General features: G+C 64.9%; 8 protein-coding genes and 2 pseudogenes. 3 read left to right on the forward strand and 7 right to left on the reverse strand.

Features of this window, described 5'->3' with window-relative positions:
- Positions 1–54: 54 nt before the first annotated feature.
- Positions 55–963, reverse strand: a complete 909-nt coding sequence (gene sapR, locus OKW28_RS15170; RefSeq protein ID WP_429446709.1) for a sap1 transcriptional regulator SapR — start codon at positions 961–963, stop codon at positions 55–57.
- A gap of 118 nt (positions 964–1,081) precedes the next feature.
- The gene (locus tag OKW28_RS15175) at positions 1,082–1,969 is read right to left on the reverse strand and encodes a DMT family transporter (protein ID WP_429446711.1); all 888 of its coding nucleotides are present in this window, start codon (positions 1,967–1,969) and stop codon (positions 1,082–1,084) included.
- A 111-nt stretch (positions 1,970–2,080) separates the two neighbouring features.
- Here OKW28_RS15175 and OKW28_RS15180 point away from each other — a divergent pair, with 111 nt between their 5' ends.
- Complete coding sequence (locus OKW28_RS15180; protein WP_429446713.1) at positions 2,081–3,520, forward strand: PLP-dependent aminotransferase family protein; 1,440 nt, start codon at positions 2,081–2,083, stop codon at positions 3,518–3,520.
- Positions 3,521–3,565: 45 nt separating this feature from the next.
- Here OKW28_RS15180 and OKW28_RS15185 read toward each other — a convergent pair.
- The 3 genes and pseudogenes from OKW28_RS15185 to OKW28_RS15195 all read right to left on the reverse strand — a co-directional run bounded on the left by OKW28_RS15185 (position 3,566) and on the right by OKW28_RS15195 (position 8,030).
- Positions 3,566–4,640: pseudogene (locus OKW28_RS15185) on the reverse strand (TAXI family TRAP transporter solute-binding subunit).
- Between the two features lie 256 nt (positions 4,641–4,896).
- Positions 4,897–6,087 (reverse strand): hypothetical protein, encoded by a 1,191-nt coding sequence (locus OKW28_RS15190; protein WP_429446715.1) that lies wholly within the window; start codon positions 6,085–6,087, stop codon positions 4,897–4,899.
- Positions 6,088–6,518: 431 nt separating this feature from the next.
- Positions 6,519–8,030 (reverse strand): MDR family MFS transporter, encoded by a 1,512-nt coding sequence (locus OKW28_RS15195; RefSeq protein WP_429446717.1) that lies wholly within the window; start codon positions 8,028–8,030, stop codon positions 6,519–6,521.
- Positions 8,031–8,105: 75 nt separating this feature from the next.
- On the opposite strand from OKW28_RS15195, the pseudogene OKW28_RS15200 reads away from it, so the two are divergent.
- A pseudogene (locus OKW28_RS15200) lies at positions 8,106–8,920 on the forward strand (TetR/AcrR family transcriptional regulator).
- Positions 8,921–8,966: 46 nt separating this feature from the next.
- On the opposite strand, the gene OKW28_RS15205 reads toward OKW28_RS15200, so the two are convergent.
- Positions 8,967–9,698, reverse strand: a complete 732-nt coding sequence (locus tag OKW28_RS15205) for a ribonuclease activity regulator RraA (RefSeq protein ID WP_429446719.1) — start codon at positions 9,696–9,698, stop codon at positions 8,967–8,969.
- 516 nt (positions 9,699–10,214) lie between these two features.
- Here OKW28_RS15205 and OKW28_RS15210 point away from each other — a divergent pair.
- Positions 10,215–10,739: a response regulator gene (locus OKW28_RS15210; protein WP_429446721.1), complete on the forward strand. Its 525-nt coding sequence runs from the start codon at positions 10,215–10,217 to the stop codon at positions 10,737–10,739.
- A 148-nt stretch (positions 10,740–10,887) separates the two neighbouring features.
- On the opposite strand, the gene OKW28_RS15215 is transcribed toward OKW28_RS15210, so the two are convergent.
- Positions 10,888–11,496: a Fur family transcriptional regulator gene (locus tag OKW28_RS15215; RefSeq protein ID WP_429446723.1), complete on the reverse strand. Its 609-nt coding sequence runs from the start codon at positions 11,494–11,496 to the stop codon at positions 10,888–10,890.
- Between the last annotated feature and the right edge of the window lie 88 nt (positions 11,497–11,584).

Here is an 11,584-nt window from a genome sequence, read left to right on the forward strand (position 1 = left end):
GCAGTTTAGCGGACGTCTTCACTATGCCTGTCGCCGGGGCGGATTTGAAGCGGGTCAAAGATCGAATTGATCGAACTCACTCTGCAGCTCGCGATTACGCGCCACGCGTTCGTCGATAGCCGGTCCACGCCGTTCGACGACCGCCGAGATCAGCAGATTGAACAGGCATGTCAGCGGCGCGAGCGAATCCCAGAACTGACCGACGTCGGTCGTCACCTGCAGCAGATCGCCGTCAAAATCGCGCGCCCACGGACAGTAGATATCGGTGACGAGCGCGAACGGCACGCCGCGGCGCGAGGCCGCCTGGCAATAGCGTCGCGCGATCGTCGAATAGGCGCGCGTGTCGGTGACGATCAGATAGGGCGTGCTGAATTCCGAGTTCAGCGAATCGACGTAGGAACCCGACATGCCGTCCGAATAGAACACGCGCGGGCGGATGTATTCGAGATAGCTGTAGAACGCGTTGCTGATGCCGCGCGTCGATTGGATGCCGAGGATGTAGACCGCATCGGCGTTCGCAATGCGCTCGGCGACGCGCGCGAAGGCCGGCGAGCGCGCGAGTTCATACACGTGCCGGATCGCGCCGATCTCGAGTTCGAGCGACTGGGCGAGCGAGGCGTCGCGCGGCGAGGAGCCGTCAGCGACGCTCGGTTCATGAGGCTCACCGGTTTGCGCGCAGTCGCTCGGGCCACGGCGGAACGCGTCGAGCCGGTCCGTGATCAGCCAGGGCCGCTGCTGCGTGCCGCGCAGCTCGCGTTTCAGATCGTCGAGATTGCGATAGCCGACGCTACGCAGAAAGCGGCCGACCGAAATACCGCTGGTGCCGGCTCGCTGCGCGATCTGATCGGCGGTCTCGAGGCCGAGCCGGTCGAGATTCGCGAGCATGTAGCTGGCGACGCGTTTCGACGTCGGCGTGAGTTCGGCAAAACGGGCTTCGACGGTTTGGGCAAAAGCAGTCGTCATCGTCAGTCGCGGCGCGGGGCGCTGGTTGTGCCAGTCTGCGAAATGATGACATATCGATCGACGGCTCGCGCAATTCGATCCTGAAAAAGCCTGTTCGCCGTGCGACGGTCGAGCCGCGTCAGACCGGCCGCCGCACCGGCGCGGCGCGCGAAAAATGCCGTGCGCCAGCCACGCAGGCGACCACGATCACGGTGACGATGATCATCGATGGCGGTACCTGCTCGTGCAGCAGCACGCCGGCGAGCAGCAGCCCGAAAAACGGCTGCAGCAGCTGCAGTTGGCCGACCGCCGCGATGCCGCCGAGCGCGAGCCCGCGATACCAGAACACGAAGCCGATCAGCATGCTGAACAGCGACACGTACGCGAGTCCCCACAGCGCGGCGGCGCCGACACCGTCGAACGACACGGGCCGCGTCCACCATGCGAGCGGCAGCATCAACGGCAGCGACAGCACGAGCGCCCACGAAATCACCTGCCAGCCGCCGAGATGACGCGACAACCGCGCGCCTTCCGCGTAGCCCAGCCCGCACACGACGATCGCCGCGAGCATCAGCGCGTCGCCGAGCGGCGAGGCGTCGATGCCGTGACGCAGCGCGAACGCGGCCACCGCCGCGCTGCCGAGCGTCGAGAACAGCCAGAACGCCGGCCGCGGCCGCTCGCCGCCGCGCAACACGCCGAAGATCGCGGTGGCGAGCGGCAGCAGGCCGATGAACACGACCGCATGCGCGGCGCTCACATGACGCAGCGCGAGCGCGGTCAGCAAAGGAAAGCCGACCACGACGCCGAGCGCGACCACGACGAGCGGCAGCAGATCGCGCCGCTCCGGGCGGGTCTCGCGGAACACCAGCAACAGCAGTAGACCAAGGATGCCCGCGATCGTCGCGCGCGCCACGGTCAGAAACACCGGATCGAGGCCCTGCACGGCAAGCCGCGTGGCCGGCAGCGAGCCGCTGAAAATCAGCACGCCCGCGAAACCGCTGAGCCAGCCGTTGGTGGTTTTGTCCATGGCAAACATCCCTGCGCTGAAAGAGTCTCATGATGCGCGCCGCGGCCGTAAACGTTAAGCTACAGATCAGTACAGTTCGTACAAACTGTACCGAACATGGGAGCAGTACAGATGGCGGAAAGCGAGAGCAACGAGACGGTGCCGGGCACGCGTGTCGGCCTCGTGATGAACAATCTACGGGAGCGTATCGCGAGCCGCTCGCTGATGCCGGGCGCCCGCGTGCCGTCGATTCGCGCGATGACCGACACGCTCGGCGTGTCCAAGTCGACCGTGGTGGAAGGCTATGACCGTCTCGTTGCGGAAGGGGTGATCATCGCGCGGCGCGGCTCGGGCTTCTTCGTGTCGGGCCATGCGCCGCCGCTCGCGCTCGCCGATCTCGGGCCGCGGCTCGATCGCGAGGTCGATCCGCTGTGGCTCACGCGGCAGTCGCTGGAGACCGGCTCGAAAGCGCTGAAGCCCGGCTGCGGCTGGATGCCGGCTTCGTGGTTGCCGGAAGATGGCGTGCGGCGCGCGCTGCGCGCGGTCGCCCGTGATCCGCAATCGCTGCTCGCGGATTACGCGAGCCCGGCGGGCTTGCCCGCGCTGCGTCAGCAGCTTGCGTGGCGGCTTTCCGCGCACGGGGTCGATGCACCGCCCGAGCAGATCCTGCTGACCGACGGCGGCACCCATGCGCTCGATCTCGTGTGCCGCTTCCTGCTCGAACCCGGCGACACGGTGCTGATCGACGATCCTTGCTATTTCAATTTTCAGGCGTTGTTGCGCGCGCATCGCGTGCGGATCGCGAGCGTGCCGTACACGTCGCAGGGACCGGATCTCGCGGCGTTCGAGCGCGTTCTGGTCGAGCAGCGTCCGCGGCTCTACGTGACGAACTCGGCGATCCACAATCCGACCGGCGCGACGCTCGCGCCGGCCGTCGCGCACCGGCTGCTGAAGCTCGCCGGCGAGCACGATCTGCTGATCGTCGAGGACGACATCTTCGCGGACTTCGAAGACGAAGCCGCGCCGCGCCTTGCCGCATTCGACGGCCTCGCGCGCGTCGTGTCGATCGGCAGCTTTTCGAAGACGCTGTCGGCGGCGGTGCGCTGCGGCTATATTGCGGCACGCGCCGAATGGGTCGACCCGTTGATCGATCTGAAGCTCGCGACATCGTTCGGCAATGGTCAGCTCGCGGCGAGCGTCGTGCATCGGATGCTCGTCGACGGCACCTATCGGCGTCATCTAGAGGCGATGCGCGCGAAGCTGGCCGATGCGATGGGAGAGACCATCAGGCGTCTCGGCTATGCGGGCCTCGATATCTGGACACGGCCGCGCGCGGGCCTGTTCGTATGGGCGCGCTTGCCCGGGGCGCTCGATGCCGCCGACATCGCCCGTCACGCGCTGACGGCGGGCGTCGTGTTCGCGCCGGGCAACGTGTTCAGCGCGTCGCAAGCGGCGGCGGGCTTTCTGCGTTTCAACGTGTCGCAATGCAATCGCCCGAAGGTGTACGAGGCATTGCAACGGGCGATGGAAGCGTGCACGGTGTCGGCCGACGCGGGGCGCGAGCGGGTCTGAGACGAACTCAGGCGAAACAGGCGTTCGCGGTCCGCCGCTACAGCGCTATTTGCACAGCAGAAGCATCCGTTCTTCTTCCGAGCAAGGCGTGTGCGGTTTCGGCGCGGGTTGCGCGGCCGCCGCGCTCATCGCCGCGCTGCGGTTCGCGAGACACGCGCGCAGATGCTTCTCGACCGGACCGTAGTACTTCCACCCATGAACGAGCGTCGGCAATTCGAGCTTCACCTGTTTCCATTTCGGATGGCCATGCTCCTGCAGATTGTCGAAGTTCGCGCACAACGAGTCGGCGAAATGATTCAGATTGCTGACTGTGTCGCGCAAGCCGTAGTCGTAGGTGACCAGAAACGCTTTGACGGTCAGACCCGGCACGTCTTCCTTCAACCAGCCTGGGTAGCTGCTTTGGTGGATCGTAGTCGGAAAGTAGGTCTGCTTCGCGCGGTTCGTCTCCGGCGCGTTGGGATCGACGGGCAACAGACGCAACTGTGACAGCAGGTCGGGTTTCATGTCGTTGAACAGCTTTGCCGGCTGCCCGACCACGATGATCGCGACGTCGATCTTCTTCACGATCAGCGCGGCGAGCGCGTCCTCGTTGCTCAGATGCACGACGTTCTGCTGCGGAATCGGCTGGCCGAACATCAGGCGGTAGAGCGTCGTCGCCGACTGCGCGGTGCCGCTGCCTAGCAGGCCGACGCTGATGGTCTTGTCCTTGATGTCGGCGAGCGTTTTCAGCGGCGAATCCGCCCGTACGACGACGTTAATTTCCTCGTCGTAGAGCGGCATGATCAGCCGCAGCGGCCGGATCGTCGTGCCCGCATCGGGGTTGCCCGAGTTGGCCATGTCGATGAACGCCTGGTACACGTCGGACTGCACGAGCGCGAGCTTCACGCCGGGCTCGAAACGCATGCGCTGCACGTTTTCCGCCGAGCCTTTCGACGCCACCACTTCGAGGTCGATGCCAACCGGCTGGGCCACCCATTTCGACAGGTCATTGCCGATCTGGATATACGTGCCGCGCTCCGGCCCGGTGACGATCTTGTAGTGCGCCGGTTGCCGCGCCGGCCAGCGAACATGCGACCAGTACCACCAGGCCCAGCCAGCCCGCGAGAAGTCTCTTCAGCATGATCTTTCTACCTATCGGTCAGGTTGATCCCGCTTCACGCGTGGCGCGTGGAAGCACCAGTGATCCGGTTGCCCTGTCATGTTCAAACTGCTGCCAGGGTCGCTCCGTCTGTTTCCGCTCAGAGGACGCACGATAATGTGCGAATCGGCACAGACGGCGGCCATTTGATCTGGTATGCGAAGCAATGTTTTTGCGCGACGGCGCAGCAGTTTGCGTCTCCGGGACCCTGTTCGGACCGTCGCGTCGCGGGTGAGCGCTAGTTGCTCCGCGGCGTCGCGGTTCTCACGACGCCGACGTTCGTTGCAGTCACGCCCAGTTCGCCGTGCGCTTGCATGCCGACGGACAGCGGTGCCTGCGCTTGCGCTTGCGCGAGCGGCACGCCCGGCGCGGCATCCGTCGTCGCCGCATGCGGCGGAGTCAGCGGCGCCCAGCCGGTCTCGCGAATGACGCGCTCGAGGATCACTTTCGCCGCGTCGTTGCCGCTGTCGATCGCGAGCGCCTCGTTCGCGTGCAGACGCGCGCACGGCCACGACTGCTGCGCGACGCAGGCCTGCGCGGCCTGTAGCGCAGTATCGCGACGCTGGACGAGCGGCCGCATCTGATCGGCCAGACCCTGCGCGTCGCTGTTTCCGGGTTGTAACGTTTGCGCGGCGGCGAGAGCGGCTTGCGCGGCGGACAGATCGTTCGCGCGGAACGCTGTCCTCGCGACCTGCAATGCTTGTCCGGCGTCGTGGGATTGCGGCGCGGGCCGCATGGGCGTCGCGGCCATCGGCGGCGCGGCAGGCGGCGCAGCTGGTGTCGCTGGAATGACGGGAGCCGCGGGCACGACGGGCGCGGGCTTCGCCGCCAGTGCGGTCACGGGCGGTGGCGCAGGCTTGGCCGCGGCCGGCGCGTGCGTGGTCTGTGCTTGAGCAATCACCGGGGCGGACACAAGCGGCGCGATCATGCCGGTCGTTGTTCTGGTATCCGGCGTAATCTGCTCCACGCCTTTATCTTCCGATTCGCCGCCGTCGCTGAATAGCGTATAAGCGACATACGCCAGGCCGATTGCGACAACCGCGCCGATCACGTACAGCACGCGCCAGATAGTCTGCGCAGTGTTGGGCGGCGCATACATCGGATCTTCGTAAGGTGGGATAGTGGTGTCGGTCGACACGAGCGCCGTGTGCATGACCGGCTCGGTCTGCAACAGGGGTTCGGACGCCATCGCGGCAGCGGCGATGGCGGACTCGTCCCGTGTGCCGAGATCGTCGTCGAAACGGGGCAGGGGCTTGTGCGTGGCGCTCGCACGGCTGCCTGGAATACCGGTGCGGATGTGCCGATCGTCCTGGTCGAACGGATGCGCAGCGCCACAGTAGGGGCAGGCGTCGACTTGTCGGTACAGTGCGCCACCGCAGCGTTTGCAGGGCGTGGGGAAACTTTGGCCGGTTGCTGTCTGGGTGGACATGCCGTGGACCCACCTTTGGAAAACGATGCCGTAAAGGCATGCTTCGGATCGGGTTGAGGCAGGAGCCTTGTCCGCGGAATCACGATCCACATGCGCCGGAAGTCGTGGAGACGTAGGCAGCGGCCGCGTTTCCACGGGTTCCAATATGTGGCGTTTCACGGGGGACGTCAACGCGGTTGGCCCCTGGATTGTGTGCGCTACCGCTCATTTGGAGGTATGAAGAAACCCTGGCCATGCATTCGAAACGAGTGTATGTGTCTGTTGTTTCACGACAAATGGAAGGTAACCGGAAGCATCGCGCTGCATGAAGCGAGCGCGACAAAAAAACAACGAGGCCGACGCGTCGTGCGTGCGACCTCGTGATCGACCTTCTATCTGGCGCTTGCCGGTACGCGTTTGCATCAGCTTCCCGATCAGGCGTCGAAGTACGCTCAGTGCTTGCGCAACGGATGATCCTTCAGCAGCCATGCGAGCACGAAGGCGAGCACCACGACGCATGCGGCCGACAGATACACGGTGTGCAACGCACCCGCGAACGCATGCAGATAGTCGTTGCGCAATGCTTCGGGCAGCTGATGAATCGCTGCGGGACCCAATGCGTGCGGAAGTTCGGTGTCGGGCGGGATCAGCTTTTCGAGGCGTCCGGCGAGGCCGTTCGAGAACACCGCACCGAAACCGGCCACGCCGATCGAGCCGCCGATCGAGCGAAACAGCGTGACGCCCGACGTCGCCACACCCATATGCTTGAACTCTACGGTGTTCTGGGCCGCGAGGACCAGCACCTGCATCACCATGCCGAGGCCGCAGCCGAGCAGACCCATGTACAGATACATCACATGAATCGGCGTATCGATCTGCAGGCGCGCGAGCAGCAGCATCGCCACGGAGACGAGGAACGTGCCCATGATCGGGAACAGCCGGTACTTGCCGATCTTGCTGATCACGCGGCCCGTCACCATCGACAGGATGAACAGGCCGCCCATCATCGGCAGCATCTGCATGCCGGCATGCGACGGCGTGGAGCCCTTCACGACCTGCAGATAGAGCGGAATGAACGTCACGGAGCCGAACAGCGATACGCCGATGATGAAGCTCACGAGGCTGCTGATCAGAAACGTGCGCTGTTTGAACAGTCCGAGCGGCATGATCGGTTCGACCGCGCTGCGTTCTTCGTGAATGAATCCCCAGATCGCTGCGAGGCCCATGCCGAGCGTGAACCACAGTTGCGGCGACGACCACGGCAGGATCGTGCCGCCCTGACTCGTGAACAGGATGATGCAGGTCAGCGCGCCGGCGAGAAACGCGGCACCCATGTAATCGATCGTGTGCTTCACGTGGCGCACGTGCGGCTTGAACACCGCGCCGATCACGATGAGCGACAGGATGCCGAGCGGCAGGTTGATGTAGAAGATCCAGCGCCACGTCAGATGCTCGACCAGAAAGCCGCCGAGCAGCGGACCGATGACGGTGGCGAGACCGAAGATGCCGCCGAACACGCCCTGGTAGCGGCCACGCTCAGCGGGCGGAATCACGTCGGCGATCGCTGCCATCGTCACGACGAGCAGGCCGCCGCCACCGAGCCCTTGCAGCGCGCGCAGCACGATCAGCTGGCTCATGTTCTGCGCGATGCCACACAGCGCCGAGCCGACGAGAAAGATGACGATCGCCGTCTGCAGCACGATCTTGCGGCCGAACAGGTCGCCGAACTTGCCGTACAGCGGCACGACGATGGTCGAACTGAGCAGGTAGGCGGTCACGACCCACGACAGGTTATTGAGCCCGCCCAGTTCGCCGACGATGGTCGGGAGCGCGGTCGAGACAATCGTCTGGTCCAGGGCGGCGAGCAGCATGACCAGCAGCAGCGCCGGAAACAGCAGCCGGATCGGCGGATGGTCGGCCGCGGGCGTGGGGTCGACTGACAGGGTCGTAGCGGGTTGTTCCATGGCGGCAACGCGTTGAAATTAATTAACTGAGAGATTAATATATGTGACATCGCCTCTCACGTCAAATTCAATGCAATGACAAGGATCTCGCCTGACGACGCCGCGGCGCATAATGCCGCGGCAGATACGGGGCCGCCCGCGCGAATTGCCGCGAAAGAGCGCGACGCGTCGAAGCCCAAACTCACGGCAGCGCCAACGGATATTCATGCCGCGAATATCGGAAGCAGCGCACCGGCTGGATCGGCCGCCCGCCGCCCTGGCCGGCCGTCGGGCGCCGCGCGCGGTCCCGCGCAGCGTGCGCGCTTGCTCGACGTCGCGCTGACGCTGTTCGCTAGGCAGGGCATCGTCGAGACATCGCTGGGCGAGATCGCCCGCGAGGCCGGCTTCACGCCCGCGATGGTGCACTACTACTTCAAGACGCGCGATCAACTGCTCGACGTGCTGATCGACGAGTGTTTCGCACCGTTGCGCGCGAGCCTCGGGCTGCCGTTTCAGGAGAATCCCGACGATCCGGTCGCGGCAATCACGCAACTCACGGAGCGCGGCTCGTGCAGATCGCGAGCGACAACCCATGGTTCGCGTCGCTGTGGGTGCGCGAAGTGATCAGCGACGGCGGGCTGCTGCGCCAGCGCATGCATGAGCGCTTTGGTTTCGCGCATCAGAACGCGTCGCTGCTGGCGATCGCGCGCTGGCAGAAGGAGGGGCGCCTGAATGCATCGCTCGAACCCGCGCTCGTGTTCGTCACGCTGCTCGGCATGACGATTCTGCCGCTTGCCACCTCGAAGCTGTGGCGCAACGATCCATTGCGCCGCAGTATCGGCGGCGCGGAGATTGCGCGGCACGCGGTGGCGTTGCTGGTGCAGGGCATCGGGCCCGGCAAGGGCGATTGAACTGGCGCCCGGTGGCGCACCGGTCGCCGCGTCCTTTGAAAAGGCCCTAGACTTTGCGATTTTTCTTCCACTCGTCGAACGCCGCCTTCGTCTCGTCGTTCGGCGGATAGGTGCCGGGCAGCGCGGCGCCGGCACGAATCCTTTCGGTGAGGAACGCCTCGAGCTGTTCCTGTCCGGCGGCGGCTTGCGCGACGTCGTCGGCCATCTTCAGCGGAATTACCACAACTCCATCCACATCGCCGACGATCACGTCGCCCGGAAACACCGCGACTCCACCACAGCCGATCGGCACGTTGATATCGACCGCGTGATGGCGGATCAGATTGGGCGGCGCGCTCGCGCCGGCGCAAAACACCGGCATGTCGAGCGCGGCGATCGTCGCGCTGTCGCGTACCGGGCCGTCGGACACCATGCCGGCAACACCGCGCACCTGCAAACGAAGCGACAGAATCGAACCGAACGACGCGCTGCCGCGCTTGCCGCGGCAATCCTGCACGAGCACGTGGCCCGGCGGAATGGTCTCGACGCATTTGCGTTGCGCGTACTCAGGGTCCGCGAATAGCTCCAGTACGTCGATGTCTTCGCGCGATGGGATGTTGCGCAGCGTGAACGCCGGCCCGACCAGATTCGCGCCGCGCCGCGGACCGAGCGGCGCGACGCCCTGCATGAAGGTGTTGCGCAGACCGCGCTTGAATAGCTGCGTGGTCAGCGTGGCAGTGCTGACGTGACGAAGGATGTCGAGCGTCGCGGCGGAAAGCGCGGGCGATGTGGCGGACATGGTGTCGGTTGACCTCGGGTTGAGATGAGGGGACATCGGTAGGCACGCGTGCGCGCCCACGATGATAGCGCCACGACACCACCGGTTAGCAGACCAGCGCCATTCATCGCCGCGACATCGGCAACCGCGACCGAGCCCTTCTTTACGTGACGCGAACCGCTGCAACGAGGCACGCGACGTGCTTGCAGTGTCGTCGGATGCGAGCGACGCAAAACGAACGGCAGCGCCGCGTTGTGCAAACAATACGAAGGGCAGAATCGATACCGGGCGGGGAAGGCCGTACGAACGGGGTTCGTACGAACCGCGCCGGAACATCGGGTGCCGGCGATCGGCGAGCCGCGGAAAAACTGCGGACACTGAGCAGCTAAATCGCGGTGTGCGTCGAGCGCCGTTTTTTCATCGACGTGCAATTTTGGCGCGTTACCGTGCGCAAGGGTTGTACTCGGGAAGATGTTGCGCAATGTTTTACAGGCGCGGACCTGTCTGCAACTCGGCGTGCGAAATCGAGTCGGAATCATGGACAGCAACACCCTGGCCGCGCGAATCGGCGGCAATCAGCAAAGTGAAATACGAAGTGAAACCTCGGCCCCCTCGGACGGCCTAACCGGTTTTTCAGAGCAACAACATACGATGAACGCAGCAATGAGGCTCGATCAGGCCACGATCGTGCTGGTGGAGGACGACCCGGACAGCCGGGAATCGTTGACCTTGTTACTCGAGGCGGAAGGCGCGAAGGTTTGCGCGGTCGCCGATGCGGAAGAGGGCGTCGTGGCGGCGATGCGGTTGCTTCCCGACGCGGTCGTCTGCGACCTCGACTTGCCGGCCATGGATGGCTTCTATCTGATCCAGCGGCTGCGCGACCACGAGATTTGCGGCGGTCATTCCCCCTCGGTGGCGGTGGCCCTCACCGGCCATACCGACGACGCATATCGCCTGCGCAGCATCGGCGAAGGCTTCCAGCATTTCATGACCAAGCCCGCGTTACCCGAAGCGCTCGTGACGCTGCTGCACGACGCGATCGACGCCCGCGCGGCGGGTTGATCGACGCTTAGCAGCGGCTCTCGTGGGAACGGGTTTTAGACAGAGCAGGCCGGCGCGCGGCGGGGAGATGTCGTTTCTCGAAGCAGCGCACGGCCATCGACGCCTTGCAGCGCGTCACGCAGCGTTGCGCACCCAATGTGGCGCGCCGCTATTTCGCCGCGGCCACCGGCGCGGCCGCGCTGGCCGCTTTGGCCGCCTGACAGGCGGCACACAATCCCTTCAATTCGATTTCGTCGCTCGCGAGCCGATAGCCCGCGTCCTCGATCTGCGCGACGAGGGCCTGACGCAGCTTCGGTTGATGCAATTCGGTGACGCTGCCACATTGCTGGCATACGACGAGAATGCCGTGCTGGCATTGCGTCAGATCATGGCAGACAGTGAACGCATTGATTGATTCGATCCGATGCACGAGCCCCACCGACAGTAAAAAATCCAACGCGCGATAGACGGTCGGCGGCGCCGACCCGGCGTGGATCTGGCGCATTTCGTCGAGCAGCGAATAGGCCTTGGTCGCGCGTCCCGAGTTCAGCAGCAGTTCGAGCACCTTGCGCCGGATCGGCGTGAGTTTTTCGCCGCGTTCGCGGCAATATTCCTCGGCGAGTGCGAGAGCCGCTTCCTGCGACGGGCCATGTGCGTGCGACGACTCGTGCACGTCGTGATGCGCTTGATGATCGTGTGCATCGGCGGCGGGGGCGGCGGGGGCGGCAGGTGTGGGAGCGACCGGACGGCCGGTCGCGGCGGGCTTGGCGGTTTTCATGCGTCGATTATAGAGGCAGGGGGATGCAAGTGCCGCGCCGGTCGAAGCGTCGAGAGAACCGGGATTCCCCAGATTTGGCTTACAACTG

Origin of the sequence: Paraburkholderia sp. 40 (assembly GCF_050434105.1) — a bacterium.
GTDB lineage: Bacteria > Pseudomonadota > Gammaproteobacteria > Burkholderiales > Burkholderiaceae > Paraburkholderia > Paraburkholderia tuberum.

What these genes read in the sequence shown, in the direction of transcription:
- sapR (WP_429446709.1), bottom strand. Translation starts at nt 963, where the DNA reads ATGACGACTGCTTTTGCCCAAACCGTCGAAGCCCGTTTTGCCGAACTC.
- OKW28_RS15175 (WP_429446711.1), bottom strand. Translation starts at nt 1,969, where the DNA reads ATGGACAAAACCACCAACGGCTGGCTCAGCGGTTTCGCGGGCGTGCTG.
- OKW28_RS15180 (WP_429446713.1), top strand. Translation starts at nt 2,081, where the DNA reads ATGGCGGAAAGCGAGAGCAACGAGACGGTGCCGGGCACGCGTGTCGGC.
- OKW28_RS15190 (WP_429446715.1), bottom strand. Translation starts at nt 6,087, where the DNA reads ATGTCCACCCAGACAGCAACCGGCCAAAGTTTCCCCACGCCCTGCAAA.
- OKW28_RS15195 (WP_429446717.1), bottom strand. Translation starts at nt 8,030, where the DNA reads ATGGAACAACCCGCTACGACCCTGTCAGTCGACCCCACGCCCGCGGCC.
- OKW28_RS15205 (WP_429446719.1), bottom strand. Translation starts at nt 9,698, where the DNA reads ATGTCCGCCACATCGCCCGCGCTTTCCGCCGCGACGCTCGACATCCTT.
- OKW28_RS15210 (WP_429446721.1), top strand. Translation starts at nt 10,215, where the DNA reads ATGGACAGCAACACCCTGGCCGCGCGAATCGGCGGCAATCAGCAAAGT.
- OKW28_RS15215 (WP_429446723.1), bottom strand. Translation starts at nt 11,496, where the DNA reads ATGAAAACCGCCAAGCCCGCCGCGACCGGCCGTCCGGTCGCTCCCACA.